Consider the following 15,224-nt stretch of genomic DNA (forward strand, 5'->3'; position numbering starts at 1 on the left):
CATGGACTCCGCAGTCATCGACATCGCCGTGCAGACGATGCTCATCGCCGCCAAGCTCTCCGCTCCGTTCCTCGTGACGGCCCTGGTGATCGGCTTCGCCATCTCGCTCTTCCAGTCGGTCACCCAGATCCAGGAGCCGACGCTCAGCTTCGTGCCCAAGGCCATCGGTGTGGGCGTGGTGCTCCTCATCACCGGGCACTGGATGCTGGCGGAGATCACCGGCTTCACCACCGGCCTGTTCGACAGGATCCCCGACCTCCTCGCGCTGGGCTGAGGCCGGACGCCATGACGCTGCCTGAGTTCTCGATGCAGGTGCTCACGGGCTACCTGCTGGTGATGCTCCGCATCACCGCGTGGCTCGTGATCGCCCCCCCGTTCGCCCACCGCGCCATCCCGGCGCGCGTCAAGGCGCTGCTCGCCCTGGCCCTCACGCTGGCGGTCGGCGGCACCATGGACTTCTCCACCCTCTCGCTCGACACCGGAGCGCTGGCCTCGTCCGCGCTCTGGCAGGTGCTCGTGGGAGCCTCGCTGGGCTTCTGCTGCTACCTCGTCTTCGCGGCGGTGCAGGCGGCCGGCGCGCTCATCGACCTCTTCGGCGGCTTCCAGCTCACCCAGGCCTTCGACCCTCAGATGCAGTCCGGTGCGGCCGTCTTCGGCCGCTACTACCAGCTGGTGGTGATGACGCTGCTGTTCGCCAGCAACGGCCACCTCGTCCTGCTCCACGGCATGACCAGCAGCTTCAAGGTGCTCGGCCTGTCCGACCAGCTCTCCTTCGAGGTGGTCTCCCGGGTGGTCACCGACGGAACGGCCCAGCTGCTCATCTCGTCGCTGCAGATCGCCGGCCCCCTCATCGCCGTCCTCTTCCTCGCCGACGTCGGGCTGGGCCTGCTCACCCGCGCCGCCCCGTCGCTGCAGGCGTTCTCCCTCGGCTTCCCGCTGAAGATCTTCGTGACGCTCGCCGTCGCCGCTTTCGCCGTCGCCATGCTGCCGGCGGTCTCCAGCACCCTGACGGAGACCGCTGTCGACACGCAGGTCCAGGTGCTCAGCTCCTCGGCCGCCGCTGCGGCGGCCGCGCCGTGAGCGGGGGTGACGGGCAGGAGCGCACCGAACAACCCACAGCCAAGAAGCTCAAGGAAGCCCGCAAGAAGGGCCAGTCGGCCAAGACCCCCGACCTCGGCGCCTGGCTGGGTCTCGCGGCCGCGGTGATGACCGTGCCGATGGCGCTGGACGCCGGGCGCGAGAGGCTGCAGCCGCTGTTCGGCCTGCTCGACGACGTCGCCGCCACCCCAGACCCAGCGCTCGTCATGCGGTCGCTGGCCATGGCGGGATCGGCCATCGCCTTCATGCTGGGGCCGCTCGCGGCGGTCACCGTGGTGGTCGCCCTCGTCTCCGGCGCGGCCCAGGGGGGCATGCACCTCGCCACCCAGGCGGCCAAGCCCAACTGGAAGCGGCTCGACGTCATCAAGGGCCTCAAGCAGATGGTCAGCCCGCAGCAGCTGTGGCAGATGGCCAAGTCGCTGCTCAAGACGGCCATCATCGGCACCGTCCTGTGGATGACCATCAAGGCCGTGCTCCCGGTGCTGCTGACCTCGGAGATGCTGCCGCTGGCCAACATCGTCACCGCCGTGCAGGGCAGCGCCGTCTCGCTCATCCGCACCGCGGTCATCGCCGGCCTCGCGCTCGCGGTGGTCGACTACGCGGTGGCCAAGCGGAAGAACCTCAAGGAGCTGCGGATGACGCGCCAGGAGGTCAAGGACGAGATGAAGTCCTCCGAGGGCAACCCGCTCATCAAGGGCGCCGTCCGGGCCAAGCAGCGGCAGATGAGCCGCAACCGCATGATGGCCAACGTCGCCACCGCCGACGTCGTCATGGTCAACCCGACCCACGTCGCCGTGGCGCTGCGCTACGACGCCGAGCGCGGTGCTCCCCGCGTCGTCGCCAAGGGTGCCGGCCACGTGGCCGCGAAGATCCGTGAGAAGGCCGCCGAGCACGGCGTGCCGATGGTCGCCGACATCCCGCTGGCCCGTGCGCTGCACTCGGCCTGTGAGGTCGACCAGGAGGTGCCGCCGCACCTCTACGTGGCCGTCGCCCAGGTGCTGGCCTTCGTCATGGCCCTGCGCCAGCGCGGCGCGGCCAAGGGCGTGCACGTCACCCCCCTGGCGGGTGCCCTGCCCGTCCCGGCCTGACCGCACGACGCCCATGCAGCTGTGCTCCACGACCAGCTCGTCGAGCCCGCCGGTGTGACGCTCAGATGCTTGATCGTCGGGGCGGGGGTGGGGAACCTGAGGCCCGCTGGGCAGGCTGAGTCCCGGGTCCGGGCCCGGAAGCGGACCTGAGGATCCCCACCGGGCCTCAGGCGCCCCACCGCGGGGCGCGGAGGTGGCGCTCAGGCGCGTGATCGTCACCGTGATGGGCGGGGAGGCGTGGCGTCCGCGCACGGCGCCTCGGATGGCGCACCATCAGGCCGGGGGAGTGAGCGGAACCCCTCCGTCGGTGCGCGCCGTTGCTCCGTTCAAGTGAACGGCGGCACCTGCCGATGCACTCTGAGCCAGGACGGCGACGCAGGGCCACGGACAGCCACCGATCGTGCACACCCCTCAGGGGTGCGGCGCGAGGACGAGGGAGCGAGTGACCGTGAACTTCCGCCGCCTGAGCACCCTGGCGCTGCCACTGGGTGTCGTGGGCATCATCCTGCTGCTGGTGGTGCCGCTGCCGTCGCAGCTGCTCGACTTCCTCATCGCCCTGAACATCGTGCTGGGGCTGCTGATCCTGCTGACGGCGATGTACGTCAAGCGACCGCTGGACTTCTCCATCTTCCCGTCGCTGCTGCTGGTGGCCACGCTGTTCAGGCTCGGCCTGAACGTCGCCTCCACCCGCCTGATCCTGCGCGACGGGGACGCCGGCAAGGTCATCCACGCCTTCGGCGACTTCGTCGTCGGCGGGTCGCTGGTCATCGGCCTGGTGATCTTCACGATCCTCGTGGTCATCCAGTTCCTCGTCATCACCAACGGTGCGGGCCGCGTCGCCGAGGTCGGCGCCCGGTTCACCCTCGAGGCGATGCCCGGCAAGCAGATGGCCATCGACGCCGACCTCAACGCCGGCCTCATCGACGAGGAGACCGCCCGCACGCGCCGCGCCGAGGTCACCGCCGAGGCCGACTTCTACGGTGCGATGGACGGTGGTGCCAAGTTCGTCAAGGGCGACGCCATCGCCGGCATCATCATCATCCTCATCAACCTCATCGGCGGCTTCGTCATCGGCATGGTCCAGAAGGGCATGTCGCCCGCGGACGCGCTGCACACCTACAGCCTGCTGACGGTCGGCGACGGCCTGGTCACCCAGATCCCGGCGCTGCTCATGTCCGTCGCCACCGGCCTCATCGTGACCCGGGCCACCTCCCAGAGCGACCTCGGCACCGACGCCGCGGCCCAGCTGCTGCGCAACCGCACCGCCCTGCGGATCAGCGGTGCCGGCGCCATCGCCATCGCCCTCATCCCGGGCCTGCCCAAGCTCCCCTTCCTCGTCCTCGGCGCCGGCATGCTCCTGCTGGCCCAGCGCGTCCCCGCCGAGCAGACCGACGAGAAGGTCATCGACCTCGACGCCGCCTCCCCGGCCGCGGCCACCCCGGAGACGCCCGAGCAGCTGATGCAGCAGATGCGCGTCGACCCGCTGGAGATCGTGCTCGCCCCCGACCTCGTGGACCTGGTCGACACCGCCTCCGGCGGCGACCTGCTCGACCGGGTGCGCTCCCTGCGCCGGAAGATCGCGCTGGAGCTGGGCATCGTCATCCCCCCGGTGCGCACCCGGGACTCCCTCGACCTGCCGCTGTCCACCTACGCGGTCCGCATCTCCGGTGTCGAGGTGGGCACCGGCCTGGCGCCCGCCGGCAAGGTGCTCGCCCTGGGCGACCACCTCGACGGCCTGCCCGGCACCTCCACCACCGAGCCGGTGTTCGGCCTGGCCGGCAAGTGGGTGCCCGCGGAGCTGCGCCACCAGGCGGAGATGACCGGCGCGACCGTGGTCGACAGGGCCTCGGTGCTCGTGACCCACCTGGCGGAGATCGTGCGCACCAACGCCGGCCGCCTGCTCTCCCGCGAGGACGTCAAGTCCCTCACCGACTCCCTCAAGTCCACCGACGCCGCGGTGGTGGAGGAGCTGGTGCCCGCGTTGCTCTCGCTCGGCGAGATCCAGCGCGTGCTGCAGGCGATGCTCGAGGAGGGCGTGCCGGTCCGCGACCTCGCCCGCATCTACGAGGGCCTCTCGCTGCGCGCCAAGGTCGGCTCCGACCAGGCCTCCCTCGTCGAGGCGGCCCGCGCCGCGCTCGGCCCGGCCGTCGCCGCCCCGCACGTCCGCGACGGCAGGCTCCGGGTGCTCACCCTCGACCCGCTGCTGGAGCACCAGATGGTGGAGTCGCTGCGCATCACCGACGCCGGCCCGCAGCTCTCGCTCGACCCCGGGCGTGTCGAGGCCGTCGTGGACGAGGCAGCCCGTAAGGTCCAGATGGCCGAGGACGCCGGGTACACACCCGTCCTGGTGTGCGCGCCGGCGCTCCGAGCCCCGCTGCGCCGCCTGGTCGCGATGTCCGCTCCTGCCGTCGCGGTGCTGTCCTACTCCGAGGTCTCCGGGCCTGAGCTGGTGATCGAGACAGTGGGAGTCGTCCATGGCGCCAACGCGGTTGCTGCTTGAGGGGCCGGCACTAGAGCCGCTCCTCCAGCGGGTGCGCGCTGAGCACGGCTCAGGCGTCCGCATCATCAAGGCCGAGCGGGTGCGGGTCGGCGGGTTCGTCGGCTTCTTCGCCCGCGAGCAGTTCGAGGTCACCGTCGAGGTCGACACCCCGGCCGTGACGAGCGCGCCCCAGCCCGCCTTCGCCGCTCCCGCCGCCCTCGTGGCCGGCGGGGGCGGCGCCGCGCTGCGCCCGGCGACCACGGCGCTGCCCGCCGTGCCGAACACCGCCGAGGGGATCGAGCAGCTCCTCGCGGCCGCCGAGGCCGCTGACGGGGTGCCCGCCTCGCTGTCCGGGTTCGACAGCATCTTCAACAGCGTCGTCAGCGGCGGCACCCCCACCTCCCCCCTCGCGGCTGCCCCTGCCGCTGCGCCGGCCCGCCAGCCCGCCGCCCCGCCGCCCGCGCTGACGCCGGTGGCCGAGGTCATCAAGTCCGTGGTCTCCGGTGCGGCAGCGCCCCCGACGGCGGGGCGCCTGGTGGCGCCTCGGGCCGCACCGCCGACGATCCCCCCGGCAGCGCAGCCTGCAGCCCAGCGCCAGGTGACCGTGCTGCCCGACACGCCCGTGGTCGCGGTCCCGCCGCCCAGTGCGCACGCCCTGCGGCCCGCCGTCCTCGCCCAGCCGCCGGTCGACCTCCCCGTCGCACCAGCCCCGGCGCCTGCGCCGCACCACGTCGCGGCTGCTCCGGTGCACGCCCCGGCCCCCGTCGCAGCGACGCCCGCTCCCGTCCCGCCGGTGACCCCGGCGCACCGCGCGGCCGTCCCCACGGCCCACCCGCTGGCCGAGCGCCTCGCCGACCTGGGCGTGCCGCAGGAGTGGCTGCACCACCTGCCGTCGGACCGCACCGAGGTGCTGCGGCGCATCGCCGCGCACATCGCGGAGCAGCAGGCGAGCAGGCCCCGGCCCGTCACCGGTCCCGCCCCCGTGATCGGCGTGCTCGGCGAGCCCGCGGCCGCGCTGGAGCTGGCCCGCCGCCTCGGCGCGGGGATGGGCCTGCACGCCGCCGACGTCGCCGTCGTCCAGCGCCGCGCCGCCGCGGGGGCCGTGGTCCTCACCGACGCCCTGGCCGTGAACGCCGAGGCCCTCAGGGCCCGCGAGGACGGCCGCCCCCTCGTGGTGGCGCTGCCCGCGCCGATCGGCGCCAGCGCCGCGCACCGCGCCGCGATGGGCGAGGTGCTCGCCGCCCTCGGCGCCGACGAGGTGTGGGCCGTGGTCGACGCCACCCGTCGGCTGCCCGACACCGCCGCCTGGCTGGAGCAGCTGGGCGCCGTGACGCCCGTCGACGCCCTGGCGCTGGTCAACGTCGACGCCACGAGCGCCCCCGCGGCCGCTCTGGGGCTGCCGCAGCCCGTCGTCGTCCTCGGTGACCGCCCCGCCTCGCCGCGCGCGTGGGCGCGGGTGCTGGCCAAGCGGCTGCGCGCGCAGGACGCCCGGTGAACCCGCAGCGCGCCAGCGCGTCAGCCGCCGACGGCTCCGACCTCCACGTGCCCGCGCTGGGGGCCTCCGTCCAGCTCTGCGCGCAGGACGGCGCGGACCTCCTCGGCGGCCCGGCCGTGGACACCCGCGTGGACGACGTCCGCGACGGCCGCATCGCCGTGCACGCCCCGCCGTCGCGCCCCGGAGACCTCGAGCCGCCCGCTGACGGCACCGCCTTCGAGCTGCGGTGGACCACGCCCCGCGGGCTCGTGGTGCTCCCCGTGGTGCTGGCCGAGCGCGTGCGCACGCCCGCGCCGCTGTGGTGGCTCGCGCCGGCCGGTCCTGCCGAGCGCCACCAGCGCCGCGACTTCGTGCGCGCCGAGGCGGCCGGACCGCTGCCCGTGCAGGTGGAGGTGCTGTGGGAGCACCCCGAGCCCGGGCGCACCACCGGCGACCTCGTCGACCTGTCCGAGGGCGGCCTGCGCGCCCGCATCCGCGCTCCCCGGTGGGCGCTGGGGTGCGCCGAGGGCAGCGCCGTCGCCGTGCGCCTCACCATCACCGAGGTCGACGACGACGCCGAGGGCGACCCGCTGGCGCTGCGCGTGGTCGAGCACGAGCTCGGCGGCACCGTGCTGCGCACGGCCGACGCCTCCGCCGAGGACTGGGACGCCAGCGACTCCGCCGACGTCGTCGTCCAGCTCCACGACGACGTCCGCCAGGGCAACGCCCTGCGGTCCCTGGTGTTCTCGTGGCAGCGGCGGGCGCGCCGCTCCTGAGGCGCGAGCCGCTGGACCGTTGCAGGAGCGGTGCATCTCGGTGCACATCGGCCCAGACCCCAGCAGACCCCGGCAGAACCCCTCCAGATCGGCGCGGCGCACCTCCTCGCCGTGACCGCGCGGCTACTGTGGCGGGATGCTGGTCCTCACGCGACGCGCCGGTGAGAGCGTCATGATCGGTAGCGACGTCACCGTGCGCGTCCTCGAGATCCGCGGGGACGTCGTCCGGGTGGGCGTGGACGCCCCCCGGGACGTGCAGGTGCACCGCGAGGAGGTCTTCCACGCGGTCCGCGCCGCCAACCTGGAGGCCGCCAGCGCTGCGGCGCCCTCCCCGGCGGTCCTGGCCGGGCTCAGGAAGCGCCCGGCGCCCCCGGTCCCGGCGCAGTCGGCGGAGCAGGCTCCGGCCGACCCTCCCGCAGCTCCCTGACCAGGGAGTCCACGACCGCCTTCAGGTCACCGCCGGCGGCGCGCGCCACCTCGCGCTGCCGCTGGTAGCTCGCGCCGCGCACGGGGATCTGCGCGACCGCCGCCAGCTCCTCGCTGCAGCCCAGGCGCTTCGCCACCGGCTCCAGCCGGGTGAGCACGTCGTCGAGGTCGTCGGTGACGAGGCGCTCCTCCCCGGCGGCGCTGGTGATGATGATCGCGTCGAGCCCGTACCGGGCGGCGCGCCACTTGTTCTCCTGCACGTGCCACGGCGGCAGCACCGCTGGCAGCTCACCCGCCTCCAGGCGTGCGTCCAGGTCCACCACGAGGCAGTGGGTCAGCGCCGTCAGCGCCGCCAGCTCGGCCTCGGTGGGCACGCCGTCGCAGACGCGGACCTCCAGCGTGCCGATGCCCGGGGAGGGCCTGACGTCCCAGCGGACGTCCTTGAAGGAGTCGATGACCCCGGTGTGCAGGAGGTCGCCGACGTAGGCCTCCAGCTCCTCCCAGCGGGCGAACTGGAACGGCAGGCCGGCGGTGGGCAGCTGCTGGAACATCAGCGCGCGGTTGCTGGCGTAGCCGGTGTCGACCCCGCCCCAGAACGGCGAGCTCGCCGACAGCGCCTGCAGGTGGGGGGCGTAGGCCAGCATCGCGTCGAGCACGGGGAGCACCTTGTGCACGCTGGACATGCCCACGTGCACGTGGACGCCCCAGATGAGCATCTGCCGGCCCCACCACTGGGTGCGCTCGATGAGCTCGGCGTACCGCGGTCCCTCGGTCATGGTCTGCGCGGACCACTGGGCGAACGGGTGGGTGCCGCTGCACGCCAGCTCCAGGCCCAGGGGCGCCGCGGCCTCGCGGACCTGCGCGAGCACCGCGTGCAGGTCGGCCACCGCCTCGCCGACGGTGTCGTGGACGCCGGTGACCAGCTCCACGGTGTTGGTGAGGAGCTCGTGGGTGACCCTCTGGCGGCCGTCGGGGTGCGGGGGTCGGCGGCCGACCGCCTCGAGCACCTCCGAGGCGAACGGGGCGAGGTCCCCGGTGGCGGCGTCCACGAGGGCCACCTCCCACTCGACGCCCAGCGTGGGGCGCTCGGAGGCGTTGAAGGGCAGCGCGCCGCGGCGCGCGTGCGGCCCGAGGGACGGTGTGGTCACCCCGCAACCTCAGCACACGCGGCGCACGGCGCGCTGCCCCTCCCGGCGATCAGGCGACGACGACGTCCGTCGGTTCCGTCACAGGCGCGCGGCGAAGAACGCGAGCGCCGCCGCAGCCACGAGCACCGCGATGACGATCGGCACCACGAGGTTGGTCCGGCGGCTCGGGAGCCTGGGCTCGGGAGCCGACAGGCCCGACGTCCCGGCCTCCGAGGGCGGTGTGTCGCCGGGTGCCACGCCACCACCGGGCTCCAGGCCAGGGGTCGTCGCGGGGTCGGGATCGGGCACCTCGCTGGCGCTGCCGGGCCGCTCCCGGTCCGCGCCCTCGTCCCCGTGGCCGCCGTCGGGCCCCCGGCCGGGCCCGCCGCCCAGGTTCGAGCTCACGCGCCCGCCGTCGCGGAGCTGCGGGAGAACTCCTCGACGATCGCCGCGCAGAAGGCCGGCAGGTCACCGGGGTTGCGGCTGGAGACGATGCCGCCGTCGCGGACCACCTCCTCGTCCACCCACGTCGCGCCGGCGTTCTGCAGGTCGGTGCGCAGGCTCGGCCACGAGGTCAGCGTGCGGCCCCGCACGACGTCGGCCGTGACCAGCGTCCACGGACCGTGGCAGATCACCCCGACGGGCCTGCCGGACTCCACGAACCGCTTGACGAAGCTCACGGCCGCCTCGTCCATCCGCAGGTGGTCGGGGTTGGTGGTGCCGCCGGGCAGGAGCAGCGCGTCGAAGTCGGACGGGTCGGCGCCGGAGACCTCGGCGTCGACGTCGAAGGTGTCCTTCGGCTCCACGTCGTTCTCGTAGGCCTGGATGGAGCCGCTCTCCAGCGACAGCAGCACCACCTCGCCACCGGCGTCCCTGATGGCCTTCACGGGCTCGGTGAGCTCAACCTGCTCCACGCCGTCGGCGGCGAGCACCGCGACCTTCCGTCCCTGCAGCTGATCGGTCATGGGCTCCCCCTACCCCGAGCGCCACCGCCCATGCCGCCCCCGTACGGCTCCGTGACGACGGAGGGCCCGCACCCCAGCGGGGTGCGGGCCCTCCGGCCAGCCGGTGTCAGCAGGTGGTCGACGGGTCGACGGCCTGGTGCGGGTCGGCTGCGCTGGCCGCCGGTGCCGGGACCGCTGCGGACGACGACGCCGACGGAGACGCGCTGGCCGCTGCGCTCGCCGCGGTGGCGGGCGCCGGCGGGGCGAGGGCCTCCCGGACCATCTCGCGCAGCGCGTCGTAGTCGGGCGAGCCGGTGGAGATGTTGGCGCTGGTGAAGGACAGCGCCCGCAGGTCACCGCCCTTGACGGTCTGCCCGAGGGTGACGAAGGCGTTGAGCTCGTCGGCGGGGATGTCGGTCTGGATGTTCTTCTCGGCGGCCTTGGCCAGCGAGGGGAAGGCTGCGGCCAGCTGGGCCGGGCCGTACTGCTTCACGGCGGCGGAGATGACGCACTGCTGGCGGGCCATGCGGTCGTTGTTGTCCGAGCCCTCGCGCGACCTGGCGAACCACAGCGCCTGGTAGCCGTTGAGCTCCTGGCCCTGGCCCTTCTTGATCCAGCCGGTGATGGGGTACTTGCCGCCGGTCTCGAGGTTGTGGCCGCCGCCGATGGGGATGTCGCGGGGCACGTTGAGGCTGATGCCGCCCATGGCGTCCACGAGCTGCTGGAAGCCCTCCAGGTCGACCATCGCGTAGTAGTCGACCTCGAGGCCGGTCGCGGTGGCCACGGCCTCCTTGGTGGCCTCCACGCCCGGGTCGTTGCCGCCTGCGGTGCCGCCGAACATGTCGGCGTGCTGGGTGCCGAACAGGTAGACGGCGTTCAGCATGCAGCCGCCCTCGCCGTCGGCCTTGCACGCCGTGGGCCACGCCTTCGCCGCGGCGCTGCCCTTGGGGAAGGGGACGTCCTCGAGCTGGCGGGGCAGGTTGAGGAGGGCGGTGTCACCGGTCTTGGTGTCGATGCTGGCGAGCATGATCGTGTCGGGACGGGTGCCGACGCGGTCGGAGCCGGTGTCGGCGCCGAGCATGAGCACGTTGACGCGCGGCACGTCGGCCCACGGGTTCGCCGAGCCGGTGTCGGGCGCGTTCTCCGAGCGGCTGCCGGAGCCGAAGACGCTTTCGAGCAGGTCGTGGTTGGCCATGGCGTAGCGGGCCGCGGTGGCGGAGGGGGCCACGACGACGGCCAGCAGCGCGGTGACCAGCAGCAGCGAGCCGAGGCGCTGGGCGCGGGTGAGGCGGCCGACGCCGGGGGAGCGGCGCAGGCTGACGTGGGTGGCCACGATGACCGCGCACCACAGCAGCGCCCCGACGGCCGCGCCGACGGCGATGACGAGCATCGCCTGCGCGTCGAACGCGACGCTGCGCGCCATCGGCACCAGGCGCCCGGTGAGCACCACGGCAGCTGTCGCACCGACCACGGCGAGCACCGGCAGCAGCACGAGCCAGCCCCAGAAGCGCTTGCCCGCGGCCACGAGGCCCGCGCCGGGCACGGCGGCTCCGAGCACGGTCAGCAGCACGAGGCGGGTGAAGCCCTCGCCGGAGCTGCTGGCGTGGCGGCCGCGGGGGTCGTCACCGGCGTGGATGAGGGTCACCTCGTTCGCTGCGGACCGCGGCGGCGCGCCCTCGGGCGCACGGCGCGGGGCGGGCGGTCGCGCGTCCTGCGGCCGCGCGGCGGTGGCCGTGGCGGTGCGGGCGGCCTCGCGGCCTCCCTGCTGGTCGCGGACGTCGCGCACGTCCCTGACGTCCCGAACGTCTCGGACGTCGCGGGAGGCGCGGACGTCGCGTCGCCGCGGGTAGCTCCCCGGTTCTGTCACGGTCACCAGACCCCCTCGCGCCCGTGCGACTCGGTCGCGCACGGCGGAAGGCCATCACACCACCGGGGTCACCCAGCCACGCCGGATTCGCCACGTGACGCGCCGGAGCGGTCACGTGTGGTAACCACCCGGCGTTCGGCGCGGTGGAAGCGCCGCTCCACCGTCGTGATCATGGGTTTCCCGGAACGGTCGAGCGTCACGCGTGTGAGCACCGAGCCCTGTCGGGTTCGTGAAGTCCATGATCACTGAGGTGGGGCTCTCCCCGGTCACGTCTCCGGGGCTCCAGGTCGGCGGCCCGCCGACCCGTCAGTCCCGTCGTCAGGCGGGGCAGACGCTGTCCGCGTCGACCGCCTCGCCGCTGGGGGGCGTCTCGGTGGCGGTGGGCGTGGAGCCGTCGGTCGGTGACGCGGTGGCCGACGGTCCCGTCGTCGCCGTGGACGGCGCGGGGGAGGACGGCGCGGGCGTCGTCGTCGTGGGGGACGACGACGGCGAGGGCGCCGGCGGCACGAGCGCCTGCTGCACCAGCTGGTGGACCTGGTCGTAGTCCGGGGAGCCCGTGCTGATGAGCGGCTCGGTGAAGGACAGGGTGCGCAGCGGCGCCTCCTTCACCTTGCGGCCGAGGTCGACGAACGCCGACAGGCGGCTGGCGGGGATGTCCGTCGTGACGTCCCGCTCGGCCGAGGCCGCCAGCTGCGGGAAGGCGCGGGCCAGGTCGAGCGCGCTGTACTGCTGGACGGCCGCGTTGATGAGGCAGCGCTGCCGGTTCATGCGGTCGTTGTTGTCGGACTGCCAGCGCGAGCGGGCGTACCACTCGGCGTGGAACCCGTCGAGCAGCTGGTCCCTGCCCGGCTCGATGTACCCGGTGACGGGGTAGGTGCCCACCACGCGGCCGCTCGCGCTGAGGCGCTCACCGCCGCCGATGGGGATGCGCCGCTCGACCGTCAGGCGGATCCCGCCCATGGCGTCGATGAGGTCCTGGAAGCCGGCGAGGTTGACCATCGCGGTGTAGTCGATGTCCATGCCGACGATCCCGGCGGCGGCCTGCTCGGTGGCTCGCAGGCCCGGGTCCGGCGCCCCCGGGAACAGCTGCGGGTTCTGGGTGCCGAAGAGGTAGACCGCGTTGAGCCAGCAGCCGCCGGTGCCGTTGGCCTCGCACGCGGTGGGCCACTGCTCCGCGGCGGGGGAGCCCTCCGGGAAGGGGATGTCGGAGAGCTGGCGCGGCAGGCCGAAGATCACCGTGTCGCCGGTCTCGGTGTTGATGCTGGCCACGATCACCGTGTCGGGGCGGGTCCCGGTGCGGTCCGCGCCGGCGTCGGCGCCCACCAGCAGCACGTTGACGCGGGGGATGCCCTTCCACGGGTCGGCTGCGGTGCCGGTCGGCTCGTCGCTGGCCCCGTCGCCGCCGCTGGGGAACAGGGAGGTCAGCAGGGAGCGCGACACCAGCGCGTACTGGACGGTCTTGGCCGCGGGCAGGGCGACGACGGCGAGGAGCGCCACCACCAGCAGCGACGACGCGACCCGGTGGCCGCGCACCCCGCGGAGGCGCCGCTGCGCGACGTGCGTCCCCACGACCACCGCGCCCCAGGCGAGCGCCAGGGCCACCACCGCCACGGCCACGCCCAGCAGGACGTCGGCGTCGAGCAGGTAGCGCTGGGCGACGTCCACGGCGCGGCCGCTGCCCCACACCACCGCGGCGGCCCCCACCGCCATCGCGAAGGGGAGCAGGGCCAGCCAGCCGAGCACCCGCCGGTGGGCGTTGAGCAGCCCGGCGCCGGGCAGGGCGGTGCCCAGCACCGTCCATCCGGCGGCGCGCCCGAAGCCGCCCGCGCCGGCGTCCTCACCGCGGTCGCGGTGGCGAGGCGGGGTGGCGGCCGTCGAGCCGGTCCGCGTGGTCCCGTCCAGCGTGGGGTCCTCCGTCGCTCTGAGCGGCAGGTCGTGCACCTGCCCGACGCCAGCGTGAGGGGTCTGCGCCACGCCGGCGGTGACCATTGCAGCACCTGTTCCTGGGGACTGCTGCACGCGGAGGACCGGGACGGCGTAGGGTGGCACTGCGCTCACGGGTGCGCTGCGCGGCGACGCGTGTTCCCGTGTCGCGCAAGGAGGTGTCGCCTAGTCCGGTCTATGGCGCCCGCCTGCTAAGCGGGTTTGGGTGTTAAAGCCCATCGCGGGTTCAAATCCCGCCACCTCCGCCCTCCGGGCGATGGGGGCCTCGGCAGCTGCCGAGGCCCCCATCGTCGTTCCGGGGCCGTCTGACGGCTACTGGTAGCTGACGAACACCGGGCTCGGCTGCTCCGCCACCGTCTGCTGCGCGGTGTTGGTGGGGGAGTCCTCGTCGTAGAAGTTCTTCCACCCCCACGCCAGGCCCTGCGGCGCACCGGCCTGCAGCGCCCGGTAGGTGGCCTCCTTCTCGCTCGGGGCCCCTGCGCCGTCGGCGTGCACGACGAACGCCAGCTCGTCGTGGCTGGTGTCCAGCGACGCCCGGCCGGTGACCATCGACGTCCTGAACTGGTGCAGGAGGAACACCTTCTGCGGCAGCTCCCGGTCCCTCACCAGCTGCGCGAGCCACGCCGAGGTCGCGTCGACCTCCGAGGCCGACACGCTGCCCACCTGGTCCAGGTGCTGCTGGCCGGGCTGCAGCCGCCACTCCGGGTCGAGCGCCAGGCCGACACCGGGCAGGGCGAGCAGGTCCTCGTAGGCCTTCGCCTGCTCCAGGAAGGTGGCGCGGCCCGGCTGCAGGTCCAGCACCACCTGCAGGCCGGAGCCCAGCGCCTGCTCGACCAGCGGGCGCAGGTCCTCCACGGGCGTCTCCGTGGAGTAGTCGCCGTCGGCCCCGGGCGAGCTGCTCGCGACCGTGGCGATGACCTCCAGCGCGGGTGCCGGCGGGAGCGCGTCGAGGCCGGCGTACTGCTGGGCCACCTGCCCGGCGCGAGCGATGGTGGCGGTGGCGTCCTGCTCCCCGAGGACGCCGAGGCTCGGGGTGCCGGGGTGGCCGTACAGCGCCACCAGGCGCCGTCCCGACAGCGGCAGCTGGCCCCCCAGCCCGGCCGGGCCTGGCAGCTGCACCCCGGTGCGCACCACCGCCAGGCGCTCGTCCAGCCGCTCACCGGGGCCGAACGCGTCGCCCAGGGCCACCACGGGCACCTGCGGAGCCGCGCCCAGCTGCTGCACGAGCGCCGCGTCCGCGCGCGGGTCGGCCCCGGGCAGCTCCACCGCCGCCGCCCCGGCGGCCCGCGCCGTCGCCACGGCCGGCCCGCTCTCCGGGCCCCCGGTGGTCAGGACGACGGCGGTGGGCGTCCCCTGCGGGCGGGCGCTCGCGGCTGCGTCGTCGTCCTCCCCCCGGCCCAGGAGGGTCGCGGAGTCGTCGGCGACGACGAGACCGCGCTGCGCCGCACCGTCCTGGGCGGCGCGCCCGACGGGCACCACCTGGGCTCCCAGGCGCGCGACCTCCGCGGCGCCCGCGTCGCCGGCCACGAGGACCGGCACCCCCAGGCGCTGCGCCGCCTCCGCCGCGGTCTGCTGCGCGTCGGTGTCGTCGGCGCCCACCAGCAACGCGCGCCGGGCGCTGGTGAACAGGGCGGCGCTGGCGCCGGCCGCGAGGGCGTCGGCGCTGGCTCCGGCCACCAGCGTCGACGCCCGCGACGGGACGACGGCCGTGGCGCTGCCGGACCCGTCCAGGGAGGCGGCGGCGCTCGACGGGGGAGCCGAGGGGGCGCCGTCTGCGGAGCTGCCGGAGGTGCACCCCGCCAGCACCAGGGCTGCCGCGAGGCCCCCGGCGGCGACGGCTGCGGACGGGGACGACGAACGGCGGTGCACCCGACGAGCCTCACCCACGTCCCGCGCCGCCGCCAAAGCCCGCAGGTGGGGCGCTCCTGCTGCTGGAGCGCGGTCGGTGTTCGACCGGTGTGCGACCGGGTGGGGGAACCGGTTCGCGAGCACTCCTGACCG

Annotated in this window: 13 protein-coding genes and 1 tRNA gene; 8 read left to right on the forward strand and 6 right to left on the reverse strand. The window is 74.5% G+C overall.

The annotated features are described in order from the left end of the window. The first annotated feature begins 1 nt into the window (after nt 1). The 7 genes from FMM08_RS16470 to csrA all read left to right on the forward strand — a co-directional run bounded on the left by FMM08_RS16470 (nt 2) and on the right by csrA (nt 7,342). Entirely contained in the window at nt 2-274 is a 273-nt protein-coding gene (locus tag FMM08_RS16470) for a flagellar biosynthetic protein FliQ (RefSeq protein ID WP_147927473.1), read from the forward strand. Nucleotides 275-285: 11 nt separating this feature from the next. Beyond that, a complete protein-coding gene (locus tag FMM08_RS16475; protein WP_222710856.1) occupies nt 286-1,080 on the forward strand; it encodes a flagellar biosynthetic protein FliR in 795 nt (264 codons plus the stop codon). Next, a complete protein-coding gene (locus FMM08_RS16480; protein WP_147927474.1) occupies nt 1,077-2,186 on the forward strand; it encodes an EscU/YscU/HrcU family type III secretion system export apparatus switch protein in 1,110 nt (369 codons plus the stop codon). Before FMM08_RS16475 ends, FMM08_RS16480 begins: the two co-directional genes overlap by 4 nt. A gap of 448 nt (nt 2,187-2,634) precedes the next feature. Beyond that, nucleotides 2,635-4,686: a flagellar biosynthesis protein FlhA gene (locus FMM08_RS16485; protein ID WP_147927575.1), complete on the forward strand. Its 2,052-nt coding sequence runs from the start codon at nt 2,635-2,637 to the stop codon at nt 4,684-4,686. A 31-nt stretch (nt 4,687-4,717) separates the two neighbouring features. Next, on the forward strand, nt 4,718-6,160 hold the full coding sequence (locus FMM08_RS16490) for a hypothetical protein (protein ID WP_147927475.1): 1,443 nt from the start codon (nt 4,718-4,720) through the stop codon (nt 6,158-6,160). Beyond that, nucleotides 6,157-6,915: a PilZ domain-containing protein gene (locus FMM08_RS16495; RefSeq protein WP_147927476.1), complete on the forward strand. Its 759-nt coding sequence runs from the start codon at nt 6,157-6,159 to the stop codon at nt 6,913-6,915. The genes FMM08_RS16490 and FMM08_RS16495 overlap by 4 nt, the downstream gene beginning before the upstream one ends. A gap of 136 nt (nt 6,916-7,051) precedes the next feature. Next, nucleotides 7,052-7,342: a carbon storage regulator CsrA gene (gene csrA / locus FMM08_RS16500; protein ID WP_147927477.1), complete on the forward strand. Its 291-nt coding sequence runs from the start codon at nt 7,052-7,054 to the stop codon at nt 7,340-7,342. Here the strand turns inward: csrA and FMM08_RS16505 are convergent. The 5 genes from FMM08_RS16505 to FMM08_RS16525 all read right to left on the reverse strand — a co-directional run bounded on the left by FMM08_RS16505 (nt 7,266) and on the right by FMM08_RS16525 (nt 13,337). Next, nucleotides 7,266-8,489 carry a glutamate--cysteine ligase gene (locus tag FMM08_RS16505; protein ID WP_187279801.1) on the reverse strand — a complete coding sequence of 408 codons (1,224 nt, stop codon included), beginning with the start codon at nt 8,487-8,489 and terminating at the stop codon, nt 7,266-7,268. The two genes, csrA and FMM08_RS16505, sit on opposite strands and share 77 nt — an antisense overlap. Nucleotides 8,490-8,567: 78 nt before the next feature. After that, nucleotides 8,568-8,873 carry a DUF6480 family protein gene (locus FMM08_RS16510; protein WP_255472493.1) on the reverse strand — a complete coding sequence of 102 codons (306 nt, stop codon included), beginning with the start codon at nt 8,871-8,873 and terminating at the stop codon, nt 8,568-8,570. Beyond that, nucleotides 8,870-9,433, reverse strand: coding sequence for a type 1 glutamine amidotransferase domain-containing protein (locus FMM08_RS16515; protein WP_147927478.1), 564 nt, complete (start codon nt 9,431-9,433; stop codon nt 8,870-8,872). Before FMM08_RS16515 ends, FMM08_RS16510 begins: the two co-directional genes overlap by 4 nt. Nucleotides 9,434-9,539: 106 nt before the next feature. Beyond that, nucleotides 9,540-11,285 (reverse strand): LCP family protein, encoded by a 1,746-nt coding sequence (locus FMM08_RS16520; protein ID WP_147927479.1) that lies wholly within the window; start codon nt 11,283-11,285, stop codon nt 9,540-9,542. A 312-nt stretch (nt 11,286-11,597) separates the two neighbouring features. Then, entirely contained in the window at nt 11,598-13,337 is a 1,740-nt protein-coding gene (locus FMM08_RS16525) for an LCP family protein (protein ID WP_147927480.1), read from the reverse strand. A gap of 40 nt (nt 13,338-13,377) precedes the next feature. Here FMM08_RS16525 and FMM08_RS16530 point away from each other — a divergent pair. After that, a tRNA-Ser gene (locus tag FMM08_RS16530) sits at nt 13,378-13,468 on the forward strand. A 67-nt stretch (nt 13,469-13,535) separates the two neighbouring features. On the opposite strand, the gene FMM08_RS16535 is transcribed toward FMM08_RS16530, so the two are convergent. Then, the gene (locus FMM08_RS16535; RefSeq protein ID WP_147927481.1) at nt 13,536-15,092 is read right to left on the reverse strand and encodes a hypothetical protein; all 1,557 of its coding nucleotides are present in this window, start codon (nt 15,090-15,092) and stop codon (nt 13,536-13,538) included. Nucleotides 15,093-15,224 lie beyond the last annotated feature (132 nt).

This window comes from Quadrisphaera setariae, from assembly GCF_008041935.1.
Classification (GTDB): domain Bacteria; phylum Actinomycetota; class Actinomycetes; order Actinomycetales; family Quadrisphaeraceae; genus Quadrisphaera; species Quadrisphaera setariae.

Bases quoted from the DNA above. Each gene is read 5' to 3' on its own strand.
- FMM08_RS16475 (WP_222710856.1), top strand. From the start codon at position 286: ATGACGCTGCCTGAGTTCTCGATGCAGGTGCTCACGGGCTACCTGCTG.
- csrA (WP_147927477.1), top strand. From the start codon at position 7,052: ATGCTGGTCCTCACGCGACGCGCCGGTGAGAGCGTCATGATCGGTAGC.
- FMM08_RS16470 (WP_147927473.1), top strand. From the start codon at position 2: ATGGACTCCGCAGTCATCGACATCGCCGTGCAGACGATGCTCATCGCC.
- FMM08_RS16515 (WP_147927478.1), bottom strand. From the start codon at position 9,433: ATGACCGATCAGCTGCAGGGACGGAAGGTCGCGGTGCTCGCCGCCGAC.